Annotated in this window: 14 protein-coding genes; 5 read left to right on the forward strand and 9 right to left on the reverse strand. The window is 65.2% G+C overall.

What is annotated here, in order from left to right; genetic code table 11:
* The first annotated feature begins 434 nt into the window (after nt 1-434).
* The 5 genes from I6F31_RS35750 (at nt 435) to I6F31_RS35770 (ending at nt 5,538) form a co-directional block, all read left to right on the forward strand.
* A complete protein-coding gene (locus I6F31_RS35750) occupies nt 435-995 on the forward strand; it encodes a F0F1 ATP synthase subunit delta (protein ID WP_109141817.1) in 561 nt (186 codons plus the stop codon).
* Complete coding sequence (gene atpA, locus I6F31_RS35755; RefSeq protein WP_057026554.1) at nt 995-2,524, forward strand: F0F1 ATP synthase subunit alpha; 1,530 nt, start codon at nt 995-997, stop codon at nt 2,522-2,524. Before I6F31_RS35750 ends, atpA begins: the two co-directional genes overlap by 1 nt.
* 170 nt (nt 2,525-2,694) lie before the next feature.
* Nucleotides 2,695-3,567 carry a F0F1 ATP synthase subunit gamma gene (locus I6F31_RS35760; protein ID WP_036024640.1) on the forward strand — a complete coding sequence of 291 codons (873 nt, stop codon included), beginning with the start codon at nt 2,695-2,697 and terminating at the stop codon, nt 3,565-3,567.
* A gap of 34 nt (nt 3,568-3,601) precedes the next feature.
* Nucleotides 3,602-5,044 (forward strand): F0F1 ATP synthase subunit beta, encoded by a 1,443-nt coding sequence (gene atpD / locus I6F31_RS35765; protein WP_036008750.1) that lies wholly within the window; start codon nt 3,602-3,604, stop codon nt 5,042-5,044.
* An 86-nt stretch (nt 5,045-5,130) separates the two neighbouring features.
* Nucleotides 5,131-5,538, forward strand: a complete 408-nt coding sequence (locus I6F31_RS35770) for a F0F1 ATP synthase subunit epsilon (RefSeq protein ID WP_036008748.1) — start codon at nt 5,131-5,133, stop codon at nt 5,536-5,538.
* A gap of 169 nt (nt 5,539-5,707) precedes the next feature.
* On the opposite strand, the gene I6F31_RS35775 is transcribed toward I6F31_RS35770, so the two are convergent.
* The 9 genes from I6F31_RS35775 to I6F31_RS35815 form a co-directional block, all read right to left on the reverse strand.
* Nucleotides 5,708-6,208, reverse strand: coding sequence for an RNA pyrophosphohydrolase (locus I6F31_RS35775; protein WP_225114555.1), 501 nt, complete (start codon nt 6,206-6,208; stop codon nt 5,708-5,710).
* Nucleotides 6,209-6,405: 197 nt separating this feature from the next.
* Entirely contained in the window at nt 6,406-6,912 is a 507-nt protein-coding gene (locus I6F31_RS35780; protein ID WP_036024645.1) for an RNA pyrophosphohydrolase, read from the reverse strand.
* A gap of 75 nt (nt 6,913-6,987) precedes the next feature.
* Entirely contained in the window at nt 6,988-8,208 is a 1,221-nt protein-coding gene (locus tag I6F31_RS35785; RefSeq protein WP_225174307.1) for a divergent polysaccharide deacetylase family protein, read from the reverse strand.
* A gap of 146 nt (nt 8,209-8,354) precedes the next feature.
* Complete coding sequence (locus tag I6F31_RS35790) at nt 8,355-9,716, reverse strand: S41 family peptidase (RefSeq protein ID WP_225187021.1); 1,362 nt, start codon at nt 9,714-9,716, stop codon at nt 8,355-8,357.
* Entirely contained in the window at nt 9,713-11,092 is a 1,380-nt protein-coding gene (locus I6F31_RS35795; RefSeq protein WP_225187022.1) for a peptidoglycan DD-metalloendopeptidase family protein, read from the reverse strand. Before I6F31_RS35795 ends, I6F31_RS35790 begins: the two co-directional genes overlap by 4 nt.
* Nucleotides 11,093-11,124: 32 nt before the next feature.
* Entirely contained in the window at nt 11,125-11,607 is a 483-nt protein-coding gene (gene rlmH, locus I6F31_RS35800; RefSeq protein ID WP_057026550.1) for a 23S rRNA (pseudouridine(1915)-N(3))-methyltransferase RlmH, read from the reverse strand.
* Nucleotides 11,608-11,698: 91 nt separating this feature from the next.
* On the reverse strand, nt 11,699-12,055 hold the full coding sequence (gene rsfS / locus I6F31_RS35805; protein WP_024338888.1) for a ribosome silencing factor: 357 nt from the start codon (nt 12,053-12,055) through the stop codon (nt 11,699-11,701).
* 209 nt (nt 12,056-12,264) lie between these two features.
* Nucleotides 12,265-12,909, reverse strand: coding sequence for a nicotinate-nucleotide adenylyltransferase (locus tag I6F31_RS35810; protein WP_225187023.1), 645 nt, complete (start codon nt 12,907-12,909; stop codon nt 12,265-12,267).
* 19 nt (nt 12,910-12,928) lie between these two features.
* Entirely contained in the window at nt 12,929-14,236 is a 1,308-nt protein-coding gene (locus tag I6F31_RS35815) for a glutamate-5-semialdehyde dehydrogenase (RefSeq protein WP_225187024.1), read from the reverse strand.
* Between the last annotated feature and the right edge of the window lie 86 nt (nt 14,237-14,322).

Genomic DNA, 14,322 nt, shown 5'->3' on the forward strand with positions numbered 1-14,322 from the left:
AGCGAAGTCATCGCCCCTAGCGTTTAGAATTCGATAAGTATTCGGCGGGTGGAACCGGTGGGAACGGATTCACGTCCCAGCGATCCGTGTTCATGGCCGCTATGCGCTGGGGGCAGGAACCAATGGAAGGTGTCGCGGCACGGCCGGCGCTGAATTCCGTGACGTGGCAGGTCGCCGCCTCGGTCGGCCCTCCCCCGCGCAATGTGTTGCGAGGCTGCGACGAACTGGCGACAGAACTTCATGCCTTTAGTTTGGCGTCATGTTGCACCTGCGCACCTGCTATGTTAGCAAAGCCGCGATTTTAACGAGCCCGGCACCTCCCGTGCTGGTCGGAAATCGAAGTCCCGCTTGAATTCCAAGGGCTTGGATCGCTAGGCGCCGCTTCGTGGCGACGGTTTTTCCCTTGCGAGTTTGACAGCAAAAAGAGCGCGTCTGTGGCTGCAGAAGATACGTCCGTTTCAGGTGTGTCCGGCCGTTATGCAACGGCCTTGTTCGAGCTGGCCCGCGACCAGAACGTGGTCGACGAGGTCAAAGCCGATCTTGATAAATTCGATGCCTTGCTGAACGAAAGCGCTGATCTCAAGCGCCTCGTCCGCAGCCCGGTGTTCGCCGCCGACGCCCAGTCCAAGGCCCTTTCGGCCGTGCTGGACAAGGCGGGTATCGCCGGCATCACCGCCAACTTTCTGAAAGTGCTGACCGCCAACCGCCGCCTGTTCGCGGTGGCCGACGTCAGCCGCGCCTACCGCGCCCTCGTGGCCCGGTTCAAGGGCGAGACGACGGCTGACGTCACGGTGGCGGAGGCGCTCTCTGACAAGAATCTCGATGCCCTCAAGGTTGCCCTGAAGTCGGTGACCGGCAAGGACGTCGCGCTGAACGTGAAAGTCGATCCCTCGATCATCGGTGGCCTCGTCGTCAAGCTGGGCAGCCGCATGGTGGATGGTTCGCTTCGCACCAAACTCAATTCGATCAAGCACGCGATGAAAGAGGCAGGCTGATGGACATCCGCGCCGCGGAAATTTCCGCGATCCTCAAGGACCAGATCAAGAATTTCGGCCAGGAAGCTGAAGTCTCCGAAGTCGGACAGGTGCTGTCCGTCGGCGACGGTATCGCCCGCGTCTACGGTCTGGACAACGTCCAGGCCGGTGAAATGGTCGAGTTCGAGAACGGCACCCGCGGCATGGCGCTGAACCTCGAAACCGACAACGTCGGTGTCGTTATTTTCGGTGCCGACCGCGAGATCAAGGAAGGCCAGACCGTCAAGCGCACCCGCGCCATCGTGGACGCGCCGGTCGGCAAGGGCCTGCTTGGCCGCGTGGTCGACGCGCTCGGCAACCCCATCGACGGCAAGGGCCCGATCCAGGCCGACAAGCGCATGCGCGTCGACGTCAAGGCGCCCGGCATCATTCCGCGCAAATCGGTGAACGAGCCGATGGCGACCGGCCTCAAGGCCATCGACGCCCTGATCCCGATCGGCCGCGGCCAGCGCGAGCTGATCATCGGCGACCGCCAGACCGGCAAGACCGCGATCGCGCTCGACACCATCCTGAACCAGAAGCCGCTCAACGCGCAGCCGGACGAGAACATCAAGCTGTACTGCGTCTACGTCGCGGTCGGCCAGAAGCGTTCGACCGTCGCCCAGTTCGTGAAGGTGCTGGAAGAGCAGGGCGCGCTCGAATACTCGATCGTCGTCGCCGCCACCGCCTCCGATCCGGCGCCGATGCAGTACATCGCGCCCTTTACTGGCTGCACCATGGGCGAGTACTTCCGCGACAACGGCATGCACGCGGTCATCATCTATGACGATCTGTCCAAGCAGGCCGTCGCCTACCGTCAGATGTCGCTGCTGCTGCGCCGCCCGCCGGGCCGCGAAGCCTATCCCGGCGACGTGTTCTATCTGCACTCCCGCCTGCTCGAGCGCGCGGCGAAGCTGAACAAGGACATGGGCTCGGGCTCGCTGACGGCGCTGCCTGTCATCGAAACCCAGGCCAACGACGTGTCGGCTTACATCCCGACCAACGTCATCTCGATCACCGACGGCCAGATCTTCCTGGAAACCGACCTGTTCTTCCAGGGCATCCGTCCTGCCGTGAACGTCGGTCTGTCGGTGTCGCGCGTCGGTTCGTCGGCGCAGACCAAGGCCACCAAGAAGGTCGCCGGCAAGATCAAGGGCGAGCTCGCGCAGTACCGCGAAATGGCGGCGTTCGCGCAGTTCGGCTCCGACCTCGACGCCTCGACCCAGCGCCTGCTCAACCGCGGCTCGCGCCTCACCGAGCTGCTCAAGCAGCCGCAGTTCTCGCCGCTGAAGATGGAAGAGCAGGTCTGCGTGATCTGGGCCGGCACCAACGGCTATCTCGATCCGCTCCCGCTCAACAAGGTGCGCGCGTTCGAGGACGGCCTGCTGTCGCTGCTGCGCGGCAAGCACGCCGACATCCTCAACGCGATTCGCGACAGCCGCGATCTCTCCGACGATACCGCTGCCAAGCTGAAGTCGGTGGTCGAGGGCTTCGCGAAGTCTTTCTCATAAGAAGGCTGTCATGGCCGGGCCAAAGCGCGAAGCGCGTCTTCGCAACTGAAGTCCCGGCCATCCACGTCTTGTGCGTGGAAGACGGAGAACGTGGATGCCCGGGACACGCCCGGGCATGACGAAAGGATAGGGTCGCGGTCGAGCCGCAGGCTGATCGCTGGGGACGAAGAATGGCGTCACTTAAAGACATGCGCGTCCGCATCGCCTCCACCAAGGCGACGCAAAAGATCACCAAGGCCATGCAGATGGTCGCGGCCTCCAAGCTGCGCCGCGCGCAGACCGCCGCGGAAGCGGCGCGTCCCTATGCCGACAAGATGAGCGCGGTGATCTCCAACATCGCCAGCGCCGCGGTCGGCTCGCCCGGCGCACCGGTGCTGCTGGCCGGCACCGGCCGGGACCAGGTTCATCTGCTGCTGGTCTGCACCGGCGAGCGCGGCCTGTCCGGCGCCTTCAACTCCTCGATCGTGCGTCTCGCCCGCGAGCGCGCTCTGGCGCTGATCGCGCAGGGCAAGGAAGTGAAGTTCTTCTGCGTCGGCCGCAAGGGTTACGAGCAGCTCCGCCGCCAGTTCGACAAGCAGATCGTCGAGCACATGGACCTGCGCAGCGTCCGCCAGCTCGGTTTCGTCAACGCCGAGGAGATCGCCAAGAAGGTTCTGGCGCGGTTCGACAACGGCGAGTTCGACGTCTGCACGCTGTTCTACTCGCAATTCAAGTCGGTGATCGCGCAGATCCCGACCGCCCAGCAGGTCATCCCGCTGGTCATCGAGGAGGGCGGTGCCGCCAACACGACGTCGTACGAATACGAGCCGGAAGAGGACGAGATCCTCACGCGCCTGTTGCCGCGCAATCTCGCCGTGCAGATCTTCCGCGCCCTGCTCGAGAACAACGCCTCGTTCTACGGTGCGCAGATGTCGGCGATGGACAACGCCACCCGCAACGCCGGGGAAATGATCCGCAAGCAGACGCTGGTCTACAACCGCACGCGTCAGGCTCAGATCACCAAGGAACTCATCGAAATCATCTCCGGCGCAGAAGCAGTCTGACCGGACACGAAATTCGGATCGAAGGAGACAGTAAATGGCTACAGCAGCCACACAGATCGGTCGCGTTACCCAGGTCATGGGCGCCGTCGTCGACGTGCAGTTCGAAGGCCACCTGCCGGCCATTCTCAACTCGCTCGAAACCAAGAACGGCAACAACCGCCTGGTGCTGGAAGTCGCGCAGCATCTCGGCGAGTCGACCGTCCGCACCATCGCGATGGACGCCACCGAAGGTCTGGTGCGCGGCCAGGAAGTGACCGACACCGGTCAGCCGATCTCGGTTCCCGTAGGTGACGGTACGTTGGGCCGCATCATGAACGTCATCGGCGAGCCGATCGACGAGGCCGGCCCGATCAAGTCGGAAGGCACCCGCGCCATCCACCAGGAAGCGCCGACCTACACCGACCAGTCGACTGAAGCCGAAATTCTCGTCACCGGCATCAAGGTCGTCGATCTGCTCGCTCCGTATGCGAAGGGCGGCAAGATCGGCCTGTTCGGCGGCGCCGGCGTCGGCAAGACCGTGCTGATTCAGGAGCTGATCAACAACGTCGCGAAGGCGCACGGCGGTTACTCCGTGTTCGCCGGCGTCGGCGAACGCACCCGCGAGGGCAACGACCTCTATCACGAGTTCATCGAGTCCAAGGTCAACGCCGACCCGCACAATCCGGATCCGAGCGTGAAGTCGAAGTGCGCGCTGGTGTTTGGTCAGATGAACGAGCCGCCGGGCGCCCGCGCCCGCGTCGGTCTGACCGGTCTGACCGTCGCCGAGCACTTCCGCGACCAGGGCCAGGACGTGCTGTTCTTCGTCGACAACATCTTCCGCTTCACGCAAGCGGGTTCGGAAGTGTCGGCGCTGCTCGGCCGTATTCCTTCGGCGGTGGGTTATCAGCCGACGCTCGCGACCGACATGGGCGCGCTGCAGGAGCGCATCACCACCACGCAAAAGGGCTCGATCACCTCGGTGCAGGCCATCTACGTGCCGGCCGACGACTTGACCGACCCGGCGCCCGCGACCTCGTTCGCGCACTTGGACGCTACCACGGTGCTGTCGCGCGCGATCTCGGAAAAGGGCATCTATCCGGCGGTGGACCCGCTCGACTCGACCTCGCGCATGCTCTCGCCGCTGGTCGTCGGCGAGGAGCACTACACCGTCGCCCGTCAGGTCCAGCAGGTGCTGCAGCGCTACAAGTCGCTCCAGGACATCATCGCCATTCTCGGCATGGACGAGCTTTCGGAAGAGGACAAGCTGACGGTGGCCCGCGCCCGCAAGATCGAGCGCTTCCTGTCGCAGCCGTTCCACGTCGCCGAAATCTTCACGGGTTCGCCGGGCAAGTTCGTGGACCTCGCCGACACCATCAAGGGCTTCAAGGGCCTGGTGGAAGGCAAGTACGATCACCTGCCGGAAGCTGCCTTCTACATGGTCGGCACCATCGAAGAAGCCGTCGAGAAAGGCAAGAAGCTGGCGGCGGAAGCCGCCTAAGAGGCGAATGGCGAATGGGGAGTGGCGAATAGAAGCTGCTCCCGTCCGCCACTCGCTATTCGCCACTCGCTACTCGCAGGTTTCCCATGGCCACCTTCCATTTCGATCTCGTCTCTCCGGAAAAGCTCGCCTTCTCGGGTGAGGTCGATCAGGTCGACATCCCCGGCGCCGAGGGTGATTTCGGCGTGCTGGCGGGGCATGCGCCGGTCGTGGCTGCGATCCGGCCCGGCATTCTCACCGTCACCACCGGCGGCCGCCACGAGAAGATCATCGTGCTCGGCGGCCTTGCCGAAGTCTCCGAAAAGGGTCTCACCGTGCTCGCCGACGTCGCGACCTCGCTGGACGAGCTCGACCGTGTCCAGTTCGCCGAGACGATCGCGGAGATGGAAGAGAACTTGAAGGAGCACGAAGGCACCGAGCTCGATCAGGCCATCGAGCGGCTCGACCACTTCAAGAGCATCCAGCATCAGCTCAACGCCACGGCTATGCACTAAGCCCCGGGGCACCGCTCCGGGGCTCGATCTCCAAATTCCTGAACAGTTTCAGCGCTCGTCACGGTCGTGGCGGGCGCTGAAACTTTATTGCGCTATCGCTGGCGCTGTCGCCTATTTTATCGCGGCGCGTCAGTCACTTCGCTACTGTGCATGGGTTGTTTTCGAGAGTTCAGTCGGCGAGGTGCGCAAACTCATGTGCCACCGCGCGGTAGACCTCGCGGCGGAACGGCACCACGAGGTCGGCGACACGGTCGAGGCGCTCCCAGCGCCAGGCGTCGAACTCGGCGGGCTGGCCGTTGCGCGGCGTCAGCGGATCGATCTCGTCGTCCGTGCCGGTGAAGCGCAGCGCGAACCATTTCTGGCGCTGGCCGCGAAATTTCGCCAGCCGGTGCGTCTGCGGTCCGTCGTAAGGCGGGAATTCATAGGTGAACCAGTCGGTCTCGCCGAGATAGTCGGCACTGACGACGTTGGTCTCCTCCCACAGCTCGCGCATCGCCGCATCACGCAGGTTCTCGCCCTCGTCGACGCCGCCCTGCGGCATCTGCCAGTCGAGCCCCGGCAGGATGATCTCGGGTCCGTCACCCTTGAAGCGATGGCCGATCAGCACGCGGCCGTCGGCGTTGAACAGCGCGATGCCGACGTTCGGGCGGTAGGGTTTGTGGGTCGTCACGCGTAACCTTCTCTCGTCATTCCGGGGCGCGCGAAGCGCGAGCTCTGGTGCGCAATTGCGCACCTGAGAATCCATAACCACAGGCCACAATGGGTTGAAAGGCCGTGGCTGCGATCCTTCGCACAGCTTCTGTCTGGGAGTATGGATCCCCGCCTTCGCGGGGATCACGACCGAGCGAGCCGCGACAGGTGATCTGATCACCCCTCCGCCAGCGCAGAAAATTCCTGCACCACGCGCTCATAGACTGGGCGCTTGAACGGGATGATCAACTCAGGGAGATTCTTCATCGACTCCCAGCGCCAGCTCACGAATTCCGCCTTGTGGCCGCCGCCGCCGGGATGCTCGACGTTGATCTCGCTGTCCTTGCCGGTGAAGCGCACCGCGTACCATTTCTGGCGCTGGCCGCGGTAGCGGCCCTTCCAGGCGCGCCCGGCAACGGTGCGCGGAATGTCATAGGTGAGCCAGTCCGGGACCTCGCCGAGCCGCTCGACCGAGCGCACGCTGGTCTCCTCGTAGAGCTCGCGCTTGGCCGCTTCCCAGGTGTCCTCGCCGGGATCGACCCCGCCCTGCGGCATCTGCCAGACATGGGTGTCGTCGACATGCTCGATGCCGCCGGCGCGGCGGCCGATGAACACCAGTCCCTTTGGATTGATCAGCATCACGCCGACGCAGGTCCGGTAGGGCAGATCCTCGTAACGCGCCATTCCGCCAGACCTCTTGCCTGCTTCTTGGGAAGGCATGCCGGCCCCGCGAGACCCGCGCCGAACCAATTCGTTGATTTAGCTGGATTTTGATTTCAGCATCGCGGTTGTCAATGGCACCAAAAGGATACCTCGGTCGCCCAATGTCTTGGTCCAGGCGCTGATGCGCTCGATCGAGACGGGCAGGGCGGAGGCCGTGCCGACGGCGATGCCGCGCTCGCGCGCCGCCGATTCCAGCTTGTTGAGGGCGCGGTCGATTTCGGTCGCCGTCGGCACCGCGTCGATGGCGATATCGCCCTTGCCGAACGGCACGGCCTGGTTCGCCGCGGCCTGGGGCGCGATGCTGCGGGGCGAGGAGCCGTCGTCGAAGAAGCCGAGCCCGCGCTTGGCCGCCTCGCGGATGATCGGCTGCATCGCCGGCTCCGTGGCGACGAAGCGGGCGCCCATGAAATTGGTGAGGCCGGCATAGCCCTGCATCCGGCTGAGGTGCCAGTACAGGCGGTCCATGTTCTGGTCGGGGCTGAGCGAGGTCAGCAGCGTCTGCGGCCCCGGATCGTTGTCGGGGAAGTCGTAGGGCTCCATCGGGATCTGGAGGAAGATCTCGTGGCGCTGCGCCCGCGCTCGCTCGGCGAGCTTGCCGGGGTCGGAGCCGTAGGGCGTGAAGGCCAGCGTCACCGCCGGCGGCAGCTTCATGATGGCGTCCAGGGTCTTGGCGGCGCCGACGCCGAGGCCGCCGATCACGATCGCGACCACCGGCATCTTGGCGGCCTTGGCGCGATCGGCGTCCGCCGCATAGACGTTGAACGGCCTCAGCCCGTCGGCGACCACCGGGATCATGCCGTAGCGCGATTTCTCCAGCAGCTTCGGATTGATCCCGGTCATGACGGGCGGCGGGGCGGATGCAGCCTCGCCCTTGTCGGCGGCATCGCCCCCGCCGATCACCACGTCGCGGCGGGCGCCGGTGGAGCCATCGATCATGGTGATGGTCTTCTGCTCGCCGGGCGCGGCCTGCTTCGGCGTTTCCTTGGTCTCGTGCTTGGTTTCCTGGCCTTGGCCGATGGCAGACTTGTCGTCCGTGGCCTTCTCGGCCGGCCTGAGCTGGTTGATCGCGATCCGGCTCATCGGCTCACCGCCGAGCGGGTCCTTGTTGAAGATGGCGAAGCCGGCAAAGGTAACCAGGAACAGGCCGAGCAGAACAGCGAGCAGCTGCATAGACGTGAACGGCAGCCGCAGCCGCCGTTTGCGGCGCGGCTTATCCTGTCCGAGCGGGGCGCTCAGATCATCGGCCGTTTCAGTCATGCGCGATCCCGAATCACTCCAGCCGACGATACCACGCCGAGGTCAAGCGGCGGCAGGCCGGGATAGGCCGGAGGCAGCAGCAGTTCCCAAGCAAAAAGGGCGGCTTCGGGAAGCCGCCCTTTCGCTGGATCGCGTGATACGCCGACCTAGTTCGCCGCTTTGGCCTTGTCGGTCGCCGCCTTGTTGTCGCCGCCCGGGGTCGGCGCCGCGGAGGCGCTGTTCTTGATGCCGTGGAGCAGGTCGCCGGCGAGCTTGAGCGCCTTGTCGTCCTTGGCGTCCGGCGGGACGTAGGACTGCGAGCCCGTCTTCTCGTCGCCGTCGTTCTTGAGGTGGCCGCGCAGCGAAGCCTCGCCCTTGGTGTCGGTGCGCGACTTCAGCTCGTCCGGCACGTCCTGGAGCACTTCGATATCGGGCACGATGCCCTTGGCCTGGATCGACTTGCCCGACGGCGTGTAATAGCGCGCGGTGGTCAGCCGCAGCGCGCCGTTGCCGCTGCCGAGCGGAATGATGGTCTGCACCGAGCCCTTGCCGAACGAGCGCGTGCCGACGATGGTCGCGCGCTTGTGGTCCTGCAGCGCGCCGGCGACGATTTCCGACGCCGAGGCCGAGCCGCCATTGACCAGCACGATGACCGGCCTGCCCTTGGTCAGGTCGCCCGTATGCGCGGCGCGGCGCTGGGTCTCCTCGGCATTGCGGCCGCGGGTCGAGACGATCTCGCCCTTCTCGAGGAACGAGTCGGAGACGGTGACCGCTTCCTCGAGCAGGCCGCCCGGATTGTTGCGGAGGTCGATGATGAAGCCCTTGAGCTTGTCGCCGCCGATCTGGTTCGTGAGGTTGCCGATCTCGCGCTTCAGGCCTTCGGTGGTCTGCTCGTTGAAGGTGGTGATGCGGATATAGCCGATGTCGTCCTGCTCGACGCGCGCGCGCACCGAGCGGACGCGGATATTGTCGCGCACCAGCGTCACGTCGAGCGGGTTGTCCTGGCCCTTGCGGATGATCTTGAGCTTGATCTTGGTGTTGACTGGACCGCGCATCTTCTCGACCGCCTGGTTCAGGGTCAGGCCCTGCACCGCCTCGTCGTCGAGATTGGTGATGATGTCGTTGGCCATGACGCCGGCGCGCGAGGCGGGCGTGTCGTCGATCGGCGAGACCACCTTGATCAGGCCGTCCTCCATCGTGACCTCGATGCCGAGGCCGCCGAACTCGCCGCGGGTCTGCACCTGCATGTCGCGGAAGCTCTTCGCGTCCATGTAGCTCGAGTGCGGATCGAGGCCGGTAAGCATGCCGCTGATGGCGGACTCGATCAGCTTGGTGTCATCGGGCTTCTCGACATAGTCGGAGCGCACGCGCTCGAACACATCGCCGAACAGGTTGAGCTGGCGATAGGTGTCCGCGGTGGCGGCTCGCGCGCTGGAGCCCATCAACACCGCGCGCGGCTGGGTCACGAACAGCGTCAGCGCCGCACCGGTGGCGGCGCTGAGGAGGATTACTGAAGTCTTGCGCATCATCCGCGAACCTTCTCGCCTTCATTTGCGGCCCACCATGGGCCTGGATCGATTGGAGTGCCGTCTTTACGGAACTCGACATACAGCACAGGTTGACTCGCATTGGTGGCGAGAATGGAAGCGACCTGAGAGGTCGACCCCATGGTCGCGACCGGCTCCCCCGTGAGCACAAACTGGCCGATGTTGACCGAAATGCGCTCCATCCCGGCGATCAGGACATGATACCCGCCCCCGGCGTTTAGGATCAAGAGTTGTCCATAGCTGCGGAATGGGCCGGCATACACAACCCAGCCATCACACGGCGTCGTGACCTGAGCGCCGGGCTTGGTCGCCAGCGAAATGCCCTTCTGGACGCCGCCGACCCCGTCGGAACCGCCAAAGTCCCTGATCTTGTTACCGTTAACCGGAAACGGCAGGAGGCCCTTGGCCGAAGCGAAGGCGATCGCCGGGGTGGTGCGGGACTTGTCCTTGAACGCGCCCGGGCCCTGCTTGGCGCTGGCGGCCGCGTTTGCCGCCGCCAATTTGGCCTCCTTGGCCTCGGCCTGCCTTGCGGCCTCGGCAGCCTTCTCGGCCGCCCTGGCGGCGGTTTGCAGATCCTGCTCCATCTTGGCGATCAGCCCCTGGAGATCGCCGACCTGTCTTGACAGCGCGATCGCGCGCGCGCTTTCGGCGTCGAGGTCTTTTTCCCGCGCGGACTGCTGATGCTGCCGTTCCTCGATCAGGGCGGTGAGCCGGGTCTGGTCGCTCCTGACCTTGTCGCGGTCGGAGGCGAGCTGATCGCGCTCGGTGGCTATGGTCTTGCGCAAGGCCACGAGCTCGCCGAGCTCGCTTGCGATCTTCTCGGCGCGGCCGCGCAATTCCGGCACGACGGCGCCAAGCAGCATCGCGGTGCGCAAGGATTGCAGCGCATCTTCGGGCCGCACCAGCAGCGCCGGCGGCGTGCGCCGGCCGGCGCGCTGCAAGGCCGCCAGCACCTCGACGATGTCGGCACGGCGCGAATCCAGCGAAGCGCGCATCTGCTGCTCGCGGCCGTTCAGCGTTCGCAGCCGCGCTTCGGCCTCGTCGATCTTGGCTTCCACGGCGCGCACATTGGCGGCGGTGTCGATCAGCTGCTGATTGAGCTGGGTGCGGTCCTGGCCGAGCGCGGTGATCTCGGCCTTCAGCTTGGCCTGCGCTTCTTCCGCGCTTCGTTGCCTCGCGCGCGCGGCCTCCAGCTCCTGCTCGCGCTGCTTGATCGCGTCGGGCGAGACGGCGGCAGTCTGCGGCGACGGCGCAACTGTCTGACCTTGCGTCTGGGCTTGCGCGAGGCTTTCTTCGGCGAAGAGGCTTGCGCCGGCAAGGCCGGTGATCAGCAGCAGGTTGAGGAGCGGCGCTCGCATCGTGTCGGCAAAGGTGCTCGTTGTGGCGCGCATCACGCGCGGTGATAGGGATGGCCGGCCAGGATGGTGGCGGCCCGATACAGCTGTTCCAGAAGCATGACGCGGATCATTTGGTGCGGCCAAGTCGCAGAGCCGAACGCGATCGCGAGCTTGGCCTTACGGCGCAATTCGGGCGAAAGTCCGTCCGCCCCTCCGATCACGAAGATAGTATGTCCGGCGCCCTCGTCGCGCCAGCGCGCCAAGTGCCGTGCGAATACGGTGGACTCGAGATTCTGGCCGCGCTCGTCCAGCGCCACCAGGATCGCCTTGTCAGGAATATGCGCCGAGATTGCCGCGGCCTCTTCGGCCATCCGCGTCGCCGCATCGCGTGCGCGGCTTTCGGGAATTTCGTGGATGCCGAGCTCGCGAAATCCAAGCTTGCGGCCGGCCTCCTCGAACCGCTCGAAATAGCGGTCTGCAAGCTCCCGTTCGGGGCCCTGCTTCAGCCGGCCCACCGCAATGACAGCAACACGCATGATTCTTGAGTCGCGTTGACGAGACCGCGCGCAACAAGCGCGCGCACGACGCTAGCATGCGCGTCAGCCGATTCGAAATCGGCCTTCGAGCCTAGATCGCCTTCGCCGCCCCTGGGCCCTGCGTGTACAACCGCTCGAGGTTGTAGAACTCGCGGACCTCGGGTCTGAACACGTGCACGATCACGTCGCCGGAATCGATCAGCACCCAGTCGCAATTGGGCAAGCCCTCGACATGGATGTTTTTGATGCCGTTTTCCTTGAGGCTCTTGGTGACGTTTTCCGCGATCGCGCCGACGTGCCGGTTCACCCGGCCGGTGGTGACGATCATGTAGTCGGAGTACGCCGATTTGCCGCGAAGGTCGATGGTGACCGTCTCTTCCGCCTTCATGTCCTCGAGGCGGGAGAGGATCAGGCTCAGCGTCTTGTCGGCGTCGGGTTGCGCCTTCAAGGCCGCAGCTTTGGTCGATGTTTTACGCGTAGGCTTGGCAACCTTGGGTAAAACAGACTTGGACAATACAGATGCGGTCAGGGACCATTCCTTTCACTGTATCGCGAACGCCGAATCCGGGCGCCCACTGGTTACACTACATCATGTGGGGTTAAGGGTTTCAATATGCCAGAGAGACCGAAATCCCCACCAGGTCGGCACACTTCGTCTCACTTCGTACCTTTCCAGCTCCCGTCCGGGTTCCGTAGGCCGGTCGAGGAGAGATTCAGCTTCAATCCGGTCAGGAACACCCAGGCCGGTGCTGGCCGATCCGCAAGCTGGACGGCCTTGTTCTCGGGCAGACGGTAGCGCGATAACGCCTGGGCCGCGGGCGAGCCGAGCGCGCGAAAACTCTGCGGGGGGCGATCGATCACGGCCATCGGCACCTGGGCGGCGATGCGCCGCCAGTCCTGCCAACGATGGAATTGAGCGAGATTGTCGGCGCCCATGATCCAGACGAAGCGCAAGCCAGGAAAGCGGCGGCGCAAGGTGTTGATCGTGTCGATAGTATAGCGGGTGCGAATGACGGATTCGAGACAGCTCACCTCGATGCGCGGATCATCGGCGACCTCGCGCGCGGCCTGCATGCGCTCGCTGAGCTCGCGCAGCGCGCCGTTTTCCTTGAGCGGATTGCCTGGTGTGACCAGCCACCAGACGCGATCGAGCTGCAATCGCTTCAGCGCGAAGCGGCTGATCGCGCGGTGCGCCTGATGCGGCGGGTTGAACGAGCCGCCGAGCAGGCCGATGCGCATGCCCGGCGTCGAGGGCGGAACCGCTTGCGCCACGAAGCGCGGCACGACGAGATTGTTGCTCAATGCCCGCGCCCCGCGACGTCTACGGCCGAGTCTGTCCGGTGCCGCGGACGCGATATTTGAAGCTCGTCAATTGCTCGGCGCCGACCGGGCCGCGGGCGTGAAAGCGGCCGGTGGCAATCCCGATCTCGGCGCCGAAGCCGAACTCGCCGCCATCGGCAAACTGCGTCGAGGCGTTGTGGAGCACGATCGCGGAATCGACTTCGCTGAGGAACTTGCTCGCCGCAGCCTCATCCGCGCTCACGATTGCATCGGTGTGATGCGAGCCGTGGTCCTGGATGTGCGCGATCGCGCCGTCGATGCCGTCCACCACCTTCGCCGCGATGATCGCGTCGAGATATTCGGTGTCCCAATCCTCCTCGCTCGCCGGCTTGACGCGCGCATCGGCCTTCTGCACGGCCTCGTCACCGCGCACCTCGCAGCCGGCATCGAGCAGCATCTCCACCAGCGGCTTCAGGTTCTTGCCAGCGGCGGCACGATCGACCAGCAGCGTCTCGGCCGCGCCGCAGACGCCGGTGCGTCGCATCTTGGCATTGAGCACGATCGACTTCGCCATGGCGAGGTCGGCGCTGCCATCGATATAGACGTGGTTGACGCCTTCGAGATGCGCGAAGACAGGCACGCGCGCCTCCTGCTCGACCCGCGCGACGAGGCTCTTGCCCCCGCGCGGCACGATCACGTCGATGGCGCCGTTGAGGCCCGACAGCATCATGCCGACCGCTGCGCGGTCGCGCGTCGGCACCAGCGTGATCGCAGCTTCCGGCAGGCCGGCTTCGCGCAGGCCCTGCACCAGGCACTCATGGATGGCGCGGCACGAGCGGAAACTGTCGGAGCCGCCGCGCAGGATCACGGCATTGCCCGACTTCAGGCACAGCACGCCGGCATCGGCCGCGACATTGGGCCGGCTCTCAAAAATCACGCCGACGACGCCGAGCGGCACGCGCACGCGCTCGATGGACATGCCGTTCGGCCGCTGCCAGCGCTCGGTGACGACGCCGATGGGATCGGCGATGCCGCGCACAATGCCGATGCCTTCGGCCATGCCCTCGATGCGCGCCGGCGTCAGCGTCAGGCGATCGATGAAGGAGGAGGTGGCATTGCCGGCGGCACGGGCCTCCGCGACGTCCTCCGCATTGGCGGCGAGGATCGCGGCCGAGTTGGCGCGGATTGCCCGCTCCATCGCCTCGAGCGCCCGGTTCTTCTGCTCCGGCGGCGCCAGCGCCAACACGCGCGCGGCAGCGCGGGCACGGGTTCCGAGATCGGACATCAGCGCCAAGAGATCGCCAGCTCGATCGGCATTACCGTCTACGGCTTTGAGGGGGGCGGCCATGGGAGTTCAACCTTCTGCTAAGGCGGTGTCCTAGCACGGAAATCCCGCTTTTGCGAAGGGCGGGGAGGGTATGGCTGGTCTCCCGG

This window comes from Bradyrhizobium sp. NBAIM01 (assembly GCF_020194115.1).
Lineage (GTDB): Bacteria > Pseudomonadota > Alphaproteobacteria > Rhizobiales > Xanthobacteraceae > Bradyrhizobium > Bradyrhizobium yuanmingense.

Coding starts and splice junctions, on each gene's coding strand:
- atpA (WP_057026554.1), top strand. CDS start 995: ATGGACATCCGCGCCGCGGAAATTTCCGCGATCCTCAAGGACCAGATC.
- I6F31_RS35760 (WP_036024640.1), top strand. CDS start 2,695: ATGGCGTCACTTAAAGACATGCGCGTCCGCATCGCCTCCACCAAGGCG.
- atpD (WP_036008750.1), top strand. CDS start 3,602: ATGGCTACAGCAGCCACACAGATCGGTCGCGTTACCCAGGTCATGGGC.
- I6F31_RS35770 (WP_036008748.1), top strand. CDS start 5,131: ATGGCCACCTTCCATTTCGATCTCGTCTCTCCGGAAAAGCTCGCCTTC.
- I6F31_RS35780 (WP_036024645.1), bottom strand. CDS start 6,912: ATGGCGCGTTACGAGGATCTGCCCTACCGGACCTGCGTCGGCGTGATG.
- I6F31_RS35785 (WP_225174307.1), bottom strand. CDS start 8,208: ATGACTGAAACGGCCGATGATCTGAGCGCCCCGCTCGGACAGGATAAG.
- I6F31_RS35790 (WP_225187021.1), bottom strand. CDS start 9,716: ATGATGCGCAAGACTTCAGTAATCCTCCTCAGCGCCGCCACCGGTGCG.
- I6F31_RS35795 (WP_225187022.1), bottom strand. CDS start 11,092: ATGCGAGCGCCGCTCCTCAACCTGCTGCTGATCACCGGCCTTGCCGGC.
- rlmH (WP_057026550.1), bottom strand. CDS start 11,607: ATGCGTGTTGCTGTCATTGCGGTGGGCCGGCTGAAGCAGGGCCCCGAA.
- I6F31_RS35815 (WP_225187024.1), bottom strand. CDS start 14,236: ATGGCCGCCCCCCTCAAAGCCGTAGACGGTAATGCCGATCGAGCTGGC.